Origin of the sequence: Streptomyces sp. NPDC048277, from assembly GCF_040652235.1 — a bacterium.
Classification (GTDB): Bacteria; Actinomycetota; Actinomycetes; order Streptomycetales; family Streptomycetaceae; genus Streptomyces.
This window is the reverse complement of record NZ_JBEZLQ010000003.1, coordinates 154,429-170,047: the sequence shown is the minus strand read 5'-3', so window position 1 is coordinate 170,047 and position 15,619 is coordinate 154,429. Positions and strand designations below refer to the sequence as shown.

The 15,619-nt window shown below is 70.4% G+C and carries 11 protein-coding genes; 5 read left to right on the top strand and 6 right to left on the bottom strand.

What is annotated here, in order from left to right; all coding sequences use genetic code 11:
• The first annotated feature begins 21 nt into the window (after positions 1 to 21).
• The gene (locus AB0D85_RS08390) at positions 22 to 1,260 is read left to right on the top strand and encodes an ArgE/DapE family deacylase (protein ID WP_362315566.1); all 1,239 of its coding nucleotides are present in this window, start codon (positions 22 to 24) and stop codon (positions 1,258 to 1,260) included.
• A 504-nt stretch (positions 1,261 to 1,764) separates the two neighbouring features.
• Here the strand turns inward: AB0D85_RS08390 and AB0D85_RS08385 are convergent.
• Complete coding sequence (locus AB0D85_RS08385; RefSeq protein ID WP_362315563.1) at positions 1,765 to 3,519, bottom strand: hypothetical protein; 1,755 nt, start codon at positions 3,517 to 3,519, stop codon at positions 1,765 to 1,767.
• Between the two features lie 306 nt (positions 3,520 to 3,825).
• On the opposite strand from AB0D85_RS08385, the gene AB0D85_RS08380 reads away from it, so the two are divergent.
• Both AB0D85_RS08380 and AB0D85_RS08375 read left to right on the top strand, forming a co-directional pair.
• Entirely contained in the window at positions 3,826 to 5,049 is a 1,224-nt protein-coding gene (locus tag AB0D85_RS08380; RefSeq protein ID WP_362315560.1) for an FAD-dependent monooxygenase, read from the top strand.
• Between the two features lie 345 nt (positions 5,050 to 5,394).
• The gene (locus AB0D85_RS08375; protein WP_362315558.1) at positions 5,395 to 6,609 is read left to right on the top strand and encodes a hypothetical protein; all 1,215 of its coding nucleotides are present in this window, start codon (positions 5,395 to 5,397) and stop codon (positions 6,607 to 6,609) included.
• Positions 6,610 to 6,754: 145 nt separating this feature from the next.
• Here AB0D85_RS08375 and AB0D85_RS08370 read toward each other — a convergent pair whose 3' ends face one another.
• The 3 genes from AB0D85_RS08370 to AB0D85_RS08360 form a co-directional block, all read right to left on the bottom strand.
• Positions 6,755 to 7,408 carry a hypothetical protein gene (locus AB0D85_RS08370; protein WP_362315555.1) on the bottom strand — a complete coding sequence of 218 codons (654 nt, stop codon included), beginning with the start codon at positions 7,406 to 7,408 and terminating at the stop codon, positions 6,755 to 6,757.
• An 84-nt stretch (positions 7,409 to 7,492) separates the two neighbouring features.
• On the bottom strand, positions 7,493 to 8,197 hold the full coding sequence (locus AB0D85_RS08365) for a hypothetical protein (protein WP_362315552.1): 705 nt from the start codon (positions 8,195 to 8,197) through the stop codon (positions 7,493 to 7,495).
• Positions 8,198 to 8,234: 37 nt separating this feature from the next.
• A complete protein-coding gene (locus tag AB0D85_RS08360) occupies positions 8,235 to 9,998 on the bottom strand; it encodes a serine/threonine-protein kinase (protein WP_362315551.1) in 1,764 nt (587 codons plus the stop codon).
• A gap of 334 nt (positions 9,999 to 10,332) precedes the next feature.
• Here AB0D85_RS08360 and AB0D85_RS08355 point away from each other — a divergent pair, with 334 nt between their 5' ends.
• Positions 10,333 to 11,250 carry a pentapeptide repeat-containing protein gene (locus tag AB0D85_RS08355; protein WP_362315549.1) on the top strand — a complete coding sequence of 306 codons (918 nt, stop codon included), beginning with the start codon at positions 10,333 to 10,335 and terminating at the stop codon, positions 11,248 to 11,250.
• Positions 11,251 to 11,423: 173 nt separating this feature from the next.
• A complete protein-coding gene (locus tag AB0D85_RS08350) occupies positions 11,424 to 11,957 on the top strand; it encodes a hypothetical protein (protein ID WP_362315547.1) in 534 nt (177 codons plus the stop codon).
• On the opposite strand, the gene AB0D85_RS08345 is transcribed toward AB0D85_RS08350, so the two are convergent.
• Together AB0D85_RS08345 and AB0D85_RS08340 are read right to left on the bottom strand one after the other, a co-directional pair.
• A complete protein-coding gene (locus AB0D85_RS08345; protein ID WP_362315544.1) occupies positions 11,947 to 14,367 on the bottom strand; it encodes a BTAD domain-containing putative transcriptional regulator in 2,421 nt (806 codons plus the stop codon). The two genes, AB0D85_RS08350 and AB0D85_RS08345, sit on opposite strands and share 11 nt — an antisense overlap.
• A gap of 213 nt (positions 14,368 to 14,580) precedes the next feature.
• Positions 14,581 to 15,393, bottom strand: a complete 813-nt coding sequence (locus tag AB0D85_RS08340; RefSeq protein WP_362315541.1) for a hypothetical protein — start codon at positions 15,391 to 15,393, stop codon at positions 14,581 to 14,583.
• Between the last annotated feature and the right edge of the window lie 226 nt (positions 15,394 to 15,619).

Sequence of the window (15,619 nt, the reverse complement as noted above, 5' to 3'; positions counted from 1 at the left end):
TCGGTCGCTCCCCTCATCGGCATGCCCGCAACGGTGCTCGGCAAGCACCGCCACTCCTCAAGAGCCGCACTCCGAGAGGTACCCATGCTCCCCGAGACGTTCTCCGCTCCCGAACCCCTGGACTCCGGCCCCACCGGCCTGCTGGCCCGGCTGGTCGCCATCGACTCCGTCAACCCGGACCTGGTTCCCGGCGGCGCCGGCGAGACCGCCGTCGCCGACTTCTGCAGCCAATGGCTGACGGAGCGCGGCTTCGAGATCCACCGCCTGGAGAAGCGCCCAGGCCGGCCCTCGCTCGTCGCGATCGCCCGCGGCACCGGCGGCGGCCGCTCCCTCATGCTCAACGGCCACCTCGACACCGTCAGCCTCGCCGACTACGACGGCGACCCGCTCCATCCGCGGATCCGCGACGGCAGGATGTACGGCCGCGGCACCTTCGACATGAAGGGCGGCATCGCGGCCATGATGGTCGCCGCCGCCCGTGCCGCCGCCCGAGGACCCCTGCGCGGCGACGTCCTCCTCGCCTGTGTCGCCGACGAGGAACACGGCAGCTTCGGCACCGAGGAGGTACAGGAGTCCTTCACCGCGGACGCGGCGATCGTCACCGAGCCGAGCCATCTCGAAGTCACCCTCGCCCACAAGGGCTTCGGCTGGTTCGACGTACGGATCGACGGCCGCGCGGCCCACGGTTCCCGTCCCGATCTCGGCATCGATGCCATCGCCAAGGCCGGGCACTTCCTGGTCGCCCTGGAGGAACTCGGACACCGCCTCGCCCAGGGCCCGGCCCACCCGCTCCTGGGCACCGGCACCGTCCATGCCTCCGTCATCCACGGCGGCGAGGAAGCCTCCACCTACCCCGCGCAGTGCCGCGTCACCCTGGAGCGCCGCACCGTCCCCGGCGAGAACGCTGACAGCGTTGAGCGCGAACTGACCGCCGTACTCGACCACCTCACCGCCACGGTCCCCGACTTCCACTACCACCTGACCCGCGGCCTGCACCGCGCCCCCTTCGAGGCCGACCCCGAAGCCGCCATCGTGCGCACCCTCACCCGCCACGCCGAACAGTTCCTCGGCCGGCCGCCCGCCGTGCGCGCCGAGCCGTTCTGGACCGACTGCGCCCTCCTGGACCGTGCCGGCATCCCCTGCCTGCTCTTCGGCGTCGACGGCGAAGGCGCCCACGCGGCCACCGAGTACGTCGACCTCGCCTCGCTGGACCGCCTCACCGACATCCTCACCGCCACCATCACCGACTTCTGTTCCTGAAGCCCGCGGGTGTCCGTCCGTGAGGTACGTGCCGACGGTGTGGGTGACGCAGGCGGCGGCGCCGGGGAGGGCGTAGACGGCGTGGCCGCGGCCGCCCCGGATGGTTCTGTACGACGAGAGCGCCGACCGAGTTGTCGACGCGGGTGGCGGGTTCCGCGCCGCGCGGCCAGAAGGCGCACGGGGTGATGTTGGCGGCGAAGTCGCCGTAGAGCGGGTGGCGCGCTGTCGCTGCGGGCGTCACGCTGTTAGCAGAAGAGAGGCGGCTGGTGAGCTCTGGGGACGTCTGAGGGGGGCTCGGCCGCAGAAATGTCGTCGAGTTTCGGAAACTCCTGCCAGCCTGCCGGCCTTCTCGATGCAAATTTCGCGCCGCGTCATCCACTCCCGAACACGTCGTACGACGGCATGCAGCCGGGATCCGGGAGCACGCCGAACCTGCGAACGGCGCCTGCCCCCCTCTGCCCACCGGGGCCAGGCGCCGCTCGTCGTATGCGTTCCGCCTCGCCGTCAGTACCCGTGGGGGCGCCGGTTGGGGTCGAACTGCTGGACCTTCTTGGCGAGATTGGAACCGTCGATGGCGACGCCGTACCGGCTGCGGACGTACCGCATCGCGGCGGCGATGCATGCCACGGGGTCGTAGATGTTCACCGAGGTTCCGGGAGAGTGGCGTTGGGCGAATGTCTGCGGGATGCACTGGACGATGCCCCGGGAGCACTGGAAGGCGGTGAGCGCGCCGTTCAGTCTCACGATCCGTCCATCGTGCCGATAGCCGTCCCCGAAGTCCTTGACCTTGCTGAAGCCGGGAGGCGTGATGGCGTTGCGGTCCCACAGATTGCAGGCGTTGGGGTTGCCGGACGACTCGCGTGCGACGGCTGTCTTGAAGCCCTTCACCCAGTAGCTGCTCGCCTGGACTCCGGCCGCCGTACTCGCCTGCGCGATCCAGTCCTCCAGCGTGCCCTCGGACGTACACCTCTGGAACGTCACCTGCTTCGCGTCGATCTGCCCCATGGCTTCGACGCCGGTACCAACCGTCGTCTCGCCCACCGGGAAACCGATATGCACCCGGAACAGCCCTGCGCGCTGGCCGAGTTCCGTCAGCGACTGCACTCCTGGCGTCCCGACGGCGTCACTTCCGGAGAAGTGCAGCACCGTCCGACGAAACTCGTCGTAGAGGGTCTGAGTGGCGGTCTCGAAGACTCCGCGCTCGTCGGCCACGTCCGTGTGCATGACTCTCTTCAACCCGTCCTGCACCAGAGCCACATCGGCCCTCGGGCTGGCGTCGCCGCCCGGCTGCGCCTCTTCCTCCTGGACACTGTGCGTCGAGGCCCAGACCACCTGGTTCAGGCTGACCCAGGGCAGCTCCGCGGCCGGTGACGACCCCGCCCTGACGTTGAACAGCTCCGACTGCCTGCCCAGTTCGGCCAGCTCCTGCGGGCTGGGAACGCCGTGGCCGTCCGCCACGGAGTGGTCCAGTTTCTCCCGGCGGAATTGCTCGAAGAGGTCCTGTGTCTCCGCCTCGAACACGGAGTGCGGGTCGTCCGGGGCGACGCCCATGACCTTTTCCAACGCATCCTGCACGAGAGCGACATCGTCTGCCGTCGTGCCGTCGCCGTTTGGCGCGGCCTGCTCATCGGCCGTGGGGTGAGTGGCCGCCCAGGTGAGCTGGTTCGAGGACACCCACGGCAGCGCCGCTTCGACCTCTGCGACTTGCAGTCCATCGGACACATGGGACGAGGCAGTGGCCATATAGGTATATCCGGGCTTGCTCTTCAAACCCGGATCGGCCGTGACGATTCCCTCGGCGAATTTCGGCAGACCATATCCGTAGAGATTGCTGTCCCGGCGGCCACGCTTTTTCAGGTACACCCCGTCGCCCTCGGAGGAGCCGTTGGTGTTGGTGTTCCCCTCGATGGTGTACGCGAAATCCGCGTCGTACTGGTAGACGAGTCCGACGTGTTCGCCCCCCGTGGGGCCGAAGAACACCATCGCCCCGATCGCGGGATAGTACGAGAACCTGCCGCGGCTCTTGTACCAGTTGACAGCCGTCGAGCAAGAGGCGGTCACAGGTGCCAGACTCTTCACGCCGGCTTCCTGGAAGGCCCAGGACTGAAACGTCTGACACCATGACTGGTTCTGTGACCACTCCAGCCCGGGAACGGCGGGGGAAAACTTCTGATGGTTGTTGTAGTGGCCGTTCGAGAAACCTTCGTGGTATCCGACTTGCGTCTTCTCAAGGGCGATGAGGGTATCCGTCTGACTCATCGTGTTCCATCTCCTTCCCGCAGTCTGCGGGCCCAGAGAACGAAGGAACACGAACACGCACGAAAGAGCGCAAAGAACGCCAAGGGAATTCGGCCACCGGTCACTGGGCTCGCGCGGCCGTTATCTCCATGCTATCGCCGGTGATGCGGTGCCGCATCTCACCCCTCATGGCGCGGCGGATCACCTGGTCCGGGTGGCTGCACGAGTCGGCCAAGGGGAACATTTGTCCAATCCGTGGGCGGGTACTGCCGGTGACAGTGGGCTCATGACTGTTCCCGACCGGACTGAATGACAAGGAGGGGTGCGATGCGGATTCTCGTCTCCGGGGCCAGCGTCGCCGGCCCGGTGCTGGCGTACTGGCTCACCAGGCACGGCTTCTCTGTCACCGTTGTCGAGCGCGCGCCCACTCCGCGCAGGACCGGCGGCCACGCGGTCGACCTGTTCCGGCCCGCGATGAACATCTCGGAGAAGATGGGCGTGCTCCCGCGCGTCGAGGAACGGGCCACCGGCACCAACCGGATGACCGTCTGTCAGGAGGGCGCACGACGTCCCGTCCGGGTGGACCTCGCCAAGATCTTCAGCGCCGCCTCCGACCGGCACGTCGAGATCATGCGCGACGATCTGAGCGAGATCTATTACGACGCGGCGCGTCACGACGTCGAGTACATCTTCGGTGACTCGATCACGGAGATCTCGCCCGACGGCGAGGTGCGGTTCGAGAACGCCCCGCCGCGCCGTTTCGACCTCGTCGTCGGCGCGGACGGGCTGCACTCCACCGTGCGCCGCCTCGTCTTCGGCGACGAGCCCCGCTCAAGTGCCTTCATCGGGGCCTACTTCGGGGTGCTGAGCCTGCCGAACGTCTCCGCGCTCGACCGCGAGCTCCTCATCCACGTCGGCGTCGGCCGCACTGCCGGCATGTACGGCGCGCGGCACCTCGGGGACGCGCGGGCGTTGTTCCTGTTCCGGAGCGAGCGTGAGCTCGACTACCACCACCACGACGTGCCCCGGCAGAAGGAGCTGCTGCGCGGCGCGTTCGACGGCATGCACCCCGAGGTGGACCGCTGGCTGAACGAGCTGGACCGCACCCCGGCGTTCTACTTCGACTCGATCACCCAGCTCCGCATGGACACCTGGTCGCGGGGGAGGGTGACGCTCGTCGGCGACGCGGGCTACTGTCCCGGTCCGGCCGTCGGAGGCAGCACCAGCCTGGCCGTCGTCGGGGCGTACGTCCTCGCCGGGGAGCTGGCACGGGCGGGCGGTGACCACGAGCGCGCCTTCCCCGCCTACGAGCGCGCGATGGCGGAGCACGTGCGCGGCAGCCACGCGGCCGCGCTCAGCGCGGCGAAGACACTGATCCCCACCTCACGCCTTGGCGTGCGGGGACTGGCCCAGGGAGCCCGCCTGATCTCCGCCCTGCCCGCGGGGCCCAGCCGCGCCCTCCTCCGCCTCACCACCAAGAGCGGACGCCTCTACAACTCCATGACGGTCGACGACTACCCGCCGTCGCCCACCGCATCACGTGGGAGGTGAGCGCCCCATTTCGGCGCTTCGCGCGAAACGCCGACGGGGAAGGCACGACTGGCCGGTTCTGTTCGTTGTCCTGGTCTTCGCGGTGCACGGTTTCGGTTCACCGGTCGTGGGTCGGTGCCGTGCGTGAGCGCCCCGCCCGTGATCTGCGAGAACCGCATCCAGCCCAGTGTCCCGTCTCCTGGCGGCGGCCAGGGGTGTCCGGCCTGTGGCCGACCGCCCACTGTTTGGCCGATCGGAACTGATGTACAAGTGATGGCTGTACGACATCCGTTCGGCATGTGCCTGGGGAGGCACAGTGGTTCGCCGAACCGTGCTCGTTTCGACCGATCGTTTCAGGGGGGCATCATGCGCATACCTTTACGTGCCTGGATTCTGGCGGGTGCGGGCCTGCTCGCTGTGGGCGCCGGTCCGGCGTACGCGGCTGACACGTCGTCGGCCGTGCCGGCGGCGGGGTCCGTGCAGTACACCGTGCAGGACCTCGGCACCCTGGGCGGTACCCGCAGCGAGGCGACCGCCATCGACGGCAACACGGTCGTCGGGAGCTCACTGACGAGCGACGACGACGCCGAACACGCCTTCGCGTACGACCTGCGCAGACACACCATGACGGATCTCGGCACGCTGGGGGACTCCAGCCGGGCGACCGGCGTGGAGGGAAACTACGTCGTCGGGGAGTCGGACCTCTCCGCCGACGGCCCGGCTCACGGATTCGCCTACAACATCCGGACCCATCGCCTCGTCGACATCGGCACTCTCGGTGGCAGTACCACCACCATCACCGGCCTCGACGGTGACACCGTGGTGGGGACGTCGTCGCTGTCCGGCGACGTGGCCACCCACGCGTTCGCGTACAGCCTGCGCACCCGGACCATGACCGATCTCGGCAGCCTCGCCGGCCCGTCGGGCGTGAGCACCGCGGCGGCCGTCAGCGGTGCGATCGTCGTGGGCAGTTCCTCCCTGCCGAACACGCCTGCCACCACCACGCACGGGTTCGCGTACAACCTGCGCACCCGGACGATGACCGATGTCGGCACCCTCGGCGGAAGCTCCAGCACAGCCAACGACATCAGCGGTTCCACCGTGGTCGGTCAGTCTCGAACGGCCGACAACAGCCTCTCCGGATACGCCTACGACCTCCGCACCGGCATCCGCACGGACCTGGGGTCCCACTTCCTGACCGCACAACTGGTCAGTGGGAACACGGTCGTCGGCGGCGACAGCCTGCTCTCCAGCTCGTTCGACCTCACCACGCACACGACTGCCACGATCGGTTCCGGGCGTGGTGTCACCGAGGTGAAGCAGATCACCGGGGACCTCATGGTCGGTGACAACTTCGCCCCCAACTCCTTCGCCTTCGTCGCCCGCGTCAACGGCGACTTCACCTACCTGGCCTCCCTCGGCGGCCTCAACTCGTCCGCGGCGCAGGTCAACCGCCACGGCGTCGTCGCAGGCAGTGCGGCGCTCCCGCCCGCTGACCCGGTCACTGCCAACGGCCCGTTCCACGCCGCTGTCTGGGTGCCGCACACGGTGGCCCAGCAGAGCGGAGCCGCGCGAGGGTGAAGGCGTGCGGCACCCGGAAGGCCTGCCTGGCCTCGTCGTTCGAGGCGTGGGAGTGAACGCCCGGCAGCCGTTGCGGCTGCCGGGTAGCGGCAGACCGACCGCCACCACCGGGCGACTGGCGGGCGTGGACCTGCTCGATCATCCGCTACGCGATCTCCAGGACCGCAGCGGGAAGCGCGGCCTCCAGGACTTGCCTGCGTGGCAGGGAAAGGCCGAAGTACCGTTCGATGATCTCCAGTGCAGTGCGGTGCACCTCGCGGCGAGGCACGTCGGGGTCCGGCAAGCCGGCAGCAGCCAGCATCTCCTCGATGCGTACCGCCACCTCGCGGTCACCGCTCACGCCGTCGTATCCCCATGAACGGTCCAGGTGGAGATTGAAGGCGCACATGAGGCGATCCTCATGGAGGTAGGAGAACTGAGGCGGTACCGGTTTGCCGTTCTCCTCTTCGAACTCCAGCTGGAAGACGTGTGCGCCCTCCCGGGAAACAGGTGGCCGCGGGCCGAACTCAGCCTGCCAGCCGCCGTACTTGACCACGAAGACCCATTCGCCGATCTCTCCGAAACGCAGACCTATGGTGGGGTGGGGCTCCCAGGGGCCGTTCTCCACGACATCGATCAGGTCCTTGCTGGTGAGGCGGCCCAGGCTGCGGGCCGTGCGCGTCGGCCCGAACACTGTCGCGGTCAGCCGAGAGACCAGCTCTTCGGCGTCCAACCCCCGAGCGAGCACCACGCTGTAGCCACCGAAGGCGATCGACTGGGGAGCGGCAAGCCATGTGAGTCCGTCGGTCATGGCGATCATCGTGACGCACCTTTGCCGAGCGTGTCACGAGGCTCCGTGGTCGAGTGGCTCACGATGCTCATGCGCACACGGCCGGATCTCGGATCAACGGCAGCGGTAGGGGAAGGCCGTCGACGCGGTCAGCGGATCCGGCGACAGCACCTCAAGAGTGGCGGTCGCCCGAAGCGTGCCCTGACCGTCGAAGCTCCAGCGCAGGACGACGTCAGTACGCCGGGCGCCACGGGCGATGTGCTGATGGAGGGTCTCCGACACAGTGCCGTCGCTGCGTATCCAGCGATAGGTGACGTCGCCCGAACCGCCGTTGGTACGCAGGGTGCCGGTGATTGCGGCGGTGCCGTTGCAGCCCGGCCCGGCGGGGGCGGTGCGGATACCCACCCCGGTCACCGCGAGCGTCGGCCCGGAACGCTGCCAGGCCAGGTAGGCCAGTACCGCGATCAGCACGACCAACGGAAGCAGCCAGCCGCCCAGCGGACGGCGCCGGCGACGCCGTCGGCGGTGCTCGTCGTCGCGCGATGGCTCGTGGGGGCGGGCGGTGCCGTGCCAGACCTCCGCGGCCGAGCGGGAGGTGTGGGCACCGGTGCGAGCGGGGCTGGGCACCCCGGGGCCGAAGCGGATCTCCGGCGCGAAGTGGAGTGTGTCGGCAGGGCTGTCCAAGCGAACGGTCTCGGACTGGTCCGGATGCGGGAGCCGTACGGTGATGTCGTCCGTGACCGCAGGCCCGTCCTGTGGGTCGGTGCCGTACTCGGGCGGCAGGCCGTAGTGCTGCCGTGGGTCCTGGGGTGCCGTCATGGGAGTCTCTTGGGTGTGAGGATGCCGAGGGAGAGTTTCAGCGGATCGGGTTGCAGCTGCTGGGAGCGGTGATGGTGGTGATCGAGCCGTTGCCGGAGTCGGCCTTGGGACTGGTCGTCACCTCGGCTCCGAGGTAGGGGTAGGGGTCAGGCGTGCCGAAGGTGTGGGTGTAGCGGCCGGAGACCTGTGTCTGGCCCTTGGGCAGGGCGATCGACTGGGTGCCTTCGGCCGGTCCGGCCTGGTCGGCCGAGGCGCTGTCGAACCAGGTGAGGGTCATGGTGCCGTCAGCGGCTCCGTCGGTCTTCACGGTGACCGAGACCACCATGGCGCAGCCGGAGCCCAGTGGCCCGCTGGCCTGGAACGTCACGGAATACACGTGGAGTTGGGGGGACGGGGTGGTGGTGGGGGTCGTGGTGGTGGACGTTGTGCCACCGGTCCCGGCGGAGCTGTTTCCACCGCCGGCCGAGGGCGCGCCGGTGGTGCTCCCGGCGGTGGCGCCGCCCGTCGGGTCACTGGAAGTGCCGCCGACGGAGTCGCCCGAGGTGGACTCCGTGCCGGAATCCTCCGGAGAGGAGGCGGAAGTGGAGACCGAGGCGGAGGCGTCGGCCGAAGTGGTCGCCTCGGCCGACGCCGAGGCCGACTCCGTGGCGGAGCCCGTACCGGAGGGCGGAGTGTGGCCGGCGGTGTCGGCCGGGGACAGCGAGCCGGCAGCGTTCGACGTGCCGTCAGTGGCCCGGGAGTCGGCCCGGCTGTCGGACGGCTTCCCGGTCGCGACCGCGGTGAGGGTGAGCGCGCCGGCGAGCAGTGCCCCCGCCGCGGTCCCGGCCAGCACCCTGCTGCGGCGGCTCATCCGCATACGGCTGCGGGTGCCGGCCTTCGGTGGTACGAGTGTGGTGGTGGCCAGCGCGGTCGTACCTGAAGCGCCGGGCTCGGAGAGCGGAAACAGCAGGGGAAGCAGGGCCGCCAGAGCGACGAGCTTGCGCTGGCCGCGTTCCTCCCAGTCCTCGCCGTACGCGGCCGTGGCCACCGCCTCCAGCTCGGCGACGAAGCCGGCGGCCGTGGCCGGGCGCTCCTCGGGCGTCTTGGCGAGGCCGCTGCGCAGCAGTGGCCGCACCGGCTCCGGAACGAGTTCGTCGGGGATGGGCGCCTCCATGTGCTGGATCGCCAGTTCCATGGCGGTCGTGCCGGAGTACGGCTTGGCACCGGTGAGGCATTCGAAGAACGTCGCGGTCGCCGCGTACACATCCGAAGCAGGGCTCGCCGGCCGCCCCGTCCACTGCTCGGGTGCCATGTACAGCGGAGTACCCGCCACCACGCCGTCGGCCTGACCGACGGGCACGGCGATACCGAAGTCCACCAGCTTGGACGAACCGTCGGCGGCGACCAGGACGTTGTCCGGCTTGTAGTCCCGGTGCACCACGCCCGCCGCATGCGCGTCGGCCAGCCCCAGCAACGAGCCCTTGAGCACGGTGAGCGCCGCCTCGGGCCCGGTGGCACCCTCCTCCCGCAGGAGCGCCCGCAGCGGAACGCCATCCACCAGTTCCATCACGATCGCGGCACCCTGCGGCGTCTCCACGTACTCGTACAACTGGACCACATACGGCGACCGAAGCGCGCCGAGCAGCTCGGCCTCCGCGCGGAACCCGGTGCGGAATCGCTCGTCCCCGAGCAGCTGCTCGGAGAGGTACTTGACGGCGACAGGCGTCCCGGTGACGACTTGCCTGGCCAGCACCACCCTTCCGCTGGCTCCCGACCCGAGTTCGCGTACGGCGGTGTAACCGCTGACCTCCCATTCGCGCATGTCTGCCGTTCCCCCTTGTCCTGCGTGGTCCATGGGGTGAATCCTGCGCGGCGGTCTTGCAGCTCACTTGCAAGCGGGCCGCACGCGGGTGGCGCGCTCCGGCGGAGATGCTCCGGCGTGCTTACGGCGGCGGGCTGAGGGACGTGCCAAGCGCACCGGACGAAAGCGCCTCTTCGGGTCCGGGCCGGCCGAGGGCGACTGCAAGTGAATCGCAAGTAGGGCGGCTTAGCGTGGCGTTCGCCGACGCGGAAGTGCGTGCGGAACGAGAAGTGCGTTGAGGGCTGGGGGATCCGGATCGGCGCGGGCGCCGACGGGACCTCACGAGGGGAATCGCATGTTCACGTCACTGGGAAGGTCGGCGCGCCAGGTCTGCGGGGCGCTTACCGTCACCGTTCTGCTGGCCGCCTCGGGCCCGGCGCAGGCAGCGGTGCCGGAGCAGGCACGGGCGTTGCGATCCTCCGCGTGTGCCGCCCACTCGGGAAAGCAACTCGCCGGAAAACACCTGACGCAGGCGGACCTCGACTCGGACCACACGTTCCGCTGTGCCGATCTGCGCGGCGCCCACCTGGCCGGCCTCTCGCTCGCCCAGGGCGACTTCACCGGCGCCGATCTGTCCGGCGCCGATCTGCACCAGGCCAATCTCATCCAGACGGAGTTGGACGGTGCGACCCTGGCCAAGGCGGACCTGACCCATGCCGACCTCACGCAGGCAAGCGCCTCGCACGCGGATCTGTCGGGCGCGAACCTCACCGGTGCCGACCTGACCCAGGCGGATCTCACCGGGGCGAGACTGGACGGGGCCGCGCTGTCCGGGGCGCGGTTCACACAGGCCGAACTCGGCGGTGTGACCTTCGAGGGCGCCACCGGACTCATCCGCTGGGACCGTTATCTGCTCATCGGGGCCGCAGCCCTGTTCGTCCTGCTCGCCCTGCGGCTGCTGGTGGCGACCGGCCGGGCACCGGAGCCGGCGCCCCAACAGCGGGTACGCCAACTGGTCTTCGGGCTGACGGGCAGGCTGTTGGCCGTGCTCGGCCTGCACATCTTCGTCGGCTTCCTGATCGGCGAGATCGTGCCCGCGGTCGGCGATCCCGTTCAGCAGATCTGTCAGGGCCCCCAGTGCGCGGTCGGCGTCGGGGTGGGCTTCGCGGGGCCTTGGCTGGCCGTGGGCGCGGTCGCTGCCGGGTTCGCCGTCATGGCCCGGGGGAGGCGAAGGACGGCGCCGGTGAAGGCGACTGCGGAACGAGCCTGGTGAGATCGCGCCGCGGATCTTGCGGGTCGCCTGCAAGTGCACTGCAAGAGGGGCGGCGCACGCTGACCGGGTTGATTCCGGTGGGCGCCGGTCGGAGGGGGATCGGCGCCCACCGTTGTGCCGTCCGTCACGCAACCGTCAACGCCAACCAGCATGTTCACCGAGAAAGGCGTCCGATGCGCGGATCGCATACCGTCCACACAGTCGTCCTGCTGGCCGTCGCGCTCGCGACGGCAGGCTGCGGGTCGTCGGGCTCACCGTCCGCCGCCTCGGCGTCGGCGGGGTCGTCAGCGGCAAAGCCGACGTCCGCTGCTGCCGCCGCGGCGACCGGCAGCTGTGGTTCGTACACGGCGGGCAAGGACGGCGTCATCCGGACCTTCTGCGACGGTCCCGCCCAGGCCAAGGTCACCGTCGACGGACACAGCCATGTCCTCAAGGGCGGCACCTGTGAGTCCAGCGCCGGGCTGTGGTCGGTGAACATCGGTGTCGTGACCGGCGCCGACCACAAGGGTGCGCCGCCGGACTACTTCGGCGCCAACCTCCCCTTGAAGGGCGGCACGTTCTCCGGAGCCGACATGGCCGTCGACGTCGGCGGCAAGGCGTATCCGCTCAATGCCTCGGGCACCGTCTCCGCCGACCGCAAGAGCGGCACCTTCAGCGGCAAGCAGATCCTCGGGGATGCCACGGTCACCGGCAGCTTCACCTGCTGAGCCGGCGACCCGGCTGCCCGGACGGGGGGCAGTCCTGCCAGGGCACAGATGGCGCGGGCGTGTTCCAACGCGGCCCGGGACGGGGCGAGGAGGGTGAAGGCCTCACGGAGTTCGGCTGGCCCGTCCGGGCCGCTTCGACGACCGGGTCCGCGCCGCCCCGCCACAGCGCTGGGTCGGACAGGGTCCAGTACGCCTCGCCCAGATGCGGCATCGCGGAGGTGGGACCTGCGTTGAGGAAGGTGGCACGGCCCAGCGCCAGGAGCAGCCCGGGGTGCAGATCAGCCAGGGGCGGCTCCAGCAGGGCCGGCCCCGGACAGGCGGCGGCCGAACCGGTGGCGCCGCGACCCGGAGCGGCGGCCGCCGCCGTGCACATGGTGTCCACCACCCGGACATCACCCCGGTGCGGGGCCGGTAACACCTGGGCGGCGACCCGTTCGGGCGCGGTGACCGCACCGGCCAGGGCGTGGGCTGCCCGCTCGTGGAACAGACGGCGCTCGCCGGGCGCAAGGTCGCGGTAGACCGCTTCGCCGATGAGCGGGTGGACGAAGCCCAGCGGGTACCGGTCGCGGATCACCTCGGCCCGTACCAGCGGGGCGATGGCCTCGGCGACGGCACTCTCGGACAGGCCGGTGAGCTGTGCGACGGCGGGTAGTTCGGCGTCGTCACCGAGGACGGCGACGGCACGCGCCGCCGTGGCCGAGGCCTCCGGAAGCTGCGCGAGGCGGGCCAGGACCAGGCTGGACACGGCACGGGAGCCCAGCTCGGTGACCACACCGACCTGGTCGGCACACGGGCTGGCACCCTCGGCCCGCAGGGCGCGCAGCAGCAGGTGCAGCAGCAGCGGATTGCCCGCGGTGGCGCGGCGGCAGGCCTCGGCGAACGACTCGTCGACGGCTTCGCCGGGCCCGCCGAGTCTTCGGCGCACCAGGGCGGCGACGCTCTCGGCGCCGAGCGGCGCCGGATGGATGCGTACGGCGGTCGGGTCCTGGGCGAGTTCGGTGAGCGCGGCGTCGTCCGGGTCGGACTCCCCGCTCCGGACCGTCACGGCGATCAGCAGCGGCAGTCCGTCCAGGCGCCGGGCGAGGTAGGCGAGGAAGTGCCGGGACGCCGAGTCGCACCACTGCAGATCGTCGACGCAGAGCAGGACCGGGCGTTCGGCGGCCAGGGCCGCGACGACCCGGTACAGGCCGCTCAGCACCGCGAAGCCCTCCGGGACACTGCCCGGCGCAGTGGTCCGTTCGTCGAAGACGCCGACCACGTGGGCCGCGGCGCCGGTCAGCAGCCGCTCCCGCGACCTGGCCACGGCGTGCCCCAGCAACTGGCGGACTGCCCCGAAGCCGTACTCCTGCTCGCGGCGGCTGCCGCGCGCCCGCAGCACCAGGACGTCGTGGCCGTCGACAAGTCGCCGCAGTTCGGCCAGCAGACGGCTCTTGCCGATCCCGGCCGGGCCCTCCATCAGCACCAGCCCGGACTCCCCGGCGAGCAGCCCGGTCACACAGTCGCGCAGGTCGGCGAGTTCCCGGTCGCGGTCGAGAAGGTCGTCCGCGGCCCCCGGGCGGTGCAGGTCGGCGGGGCGCGGCCCGGACGCCGGCGGGGCGAGGGCCGGGCGGCCGTCCGGGAGCGGCATCAGCGCGGGCGACTGGGCCAGCACATCGGCCTCCAGGGCGAGCAGCGCGGGGCCGGGGTCGATCCCCAACTCCCGGGCCAGCAACTCCCTGGCCCGCCGCAGGGCGCCCAGCGCCTCGCCCTGGCGGTGCGCGCGATACAGGGCGAGCGCCAGCAGCCGGTAGCGTTCCTCCCGCAACGGGCCCTCGGCGACCAGTGCCTCGGCCTCCGGGATCAACAGGGCACTCTCCCCGCAGTCCAGGCGCGCCGCCAGCAGCCGTTCCCGGGCCACCTCGCGCAGCTCCGCCAGGCGGGCCGCCTCGGGAGCGGCCCAGGGCTGTCCGGTGTACTCGGCGAGCAGCGGACCGTGCCACAGTTCGAGCGCACCCCGCAGGGTCGCGGCGGCCCGCACCGGGTCCGCGAGCGTGGCGGCGTCCGCGATCGCCCGCTCGAACCGCCAGGCGTCGACCGCGTCCTCGGCGATCCGGAGGGCGTAGCCGGAACCCTCACGGACGATGAAACCGTTGCGGCTCTTGGCCGCCCGGTCCGGTTCGAACCTGCGTCGCAGATGCGAGACATAGGCGTGCAGCGCGCCGAGGGCGCTGGGAGGCGGCGCCTGGTCCCACAGCGAGTCGATGAGCTGGTCGGTGCTGACGATACGGCCGCGGGCGAGCACCAGAACGGCCAGCACCGCGCGCTGCCGCCGGCCACCGAGGTCCAGGGCCCCGGCCGGGTCGGTGGCGGTGAGCCCGCCGAGTATCCCGATCCGAAGCCCCTGGTCCCCGGTCGCCGGTCTGTCCGCCATCCCATGCCCCCTATGCCCTTCATACGGTGCGGAGTGCCGCATGGCCTCATGCGTCCGCTTCCGTATGGAACTGCGTTGAGGACGTGATACTCCCCGATTCCGGTTCCGTCGCGCGACAAACCGTTCCCAAGAGGTCTGCAAACCGGGAGCGGACCGTTGCCGGGCGGGCCTGCGTAATGGCGAACGGGGGGAGCGCCACCTGGGACATCGGCGTCAGCAGACCACCAGTGCCGCCAGGTGCATGGGCCAGTTGTTGCCGTACTGGTCGCGGACGATCGTCTGGACGTTGAGCGTCCTCCCGGTCGGCGGTGAGGCGATCCTGAACACCAGGGACGTCCTGCCCGAGGCGTCGCTGTAGCCGTACACCCCGCTGGTGATGCTCGTGGCACCGTCGAACCAGTAGTCGTCCCACACCGGTTCGCCCGCCAGGTCGTCGGCCGTGTTGTAGATACCGGGCGCGGTGCGCACGATCACGTAGTCCTGGGTGCCGCTGCTGGTCGACGAGCAGCTCTGGGTGATCGAGCCGGTCACCCGCATGTTGGGCCCGTCAGCGGCGGACTTCCCGTAGTCGGCCGAGCTGTTGCAGGCCAGCAGAGGGGTGCTTTCCACCGGGCGGGTGTACTGCCCGCCGGCGTACTTGAACGTGAAGGTCACGTTGAGCGTCGAACCGGCCGGAGTCAGCACCGGGTTGAAGAGGAGAGTGGCGCTCTGCCGGTCCGCGTCGAACGTCGCGGTGGCGGTGCCGGTGCGGCTGGTGCCCGCGATGGCCCAGGTCACGGTGGCGCTCGTCGGGTCGTACAGACCCGGGGCAGCCTTCCCCATGACGAAGGTGATGTGGTCGGTGGGGACCGTCAGACCCAGCGGTCCGCCCGTCGTCGGGCCGCACTGCTGGTCGATCAGCCCCATCGGCCAGCCGTCGAGCCCTGCGTACGCGGCGGGCGCGCCGATTCCCAGGGCGGCGAGCGTCAGTGCGCCCACCGCGGCCAGTGCGCGTACCGCGCGCCCGGCCCGTATGCGAAACCGCATGATGATCCCCTGATTCTGCTGATTCTGCTCGGTTCTCGGTCATCGCGGCGGGCAGCCACATCCAGCCCCCTTGCTCCACGATGGGCGCGGCTCTTGCAGCCAACTTGCATGGCCGCCTGCGTACTTGACCGGAGGGGCCGTCAGAGTGGGCCGTCCGCCGTGCGGATCACAAGGGGGGTGGGGCAGACGGCGTCGTGGACCGCGGACCGCGGAGAGCACAGCCCGG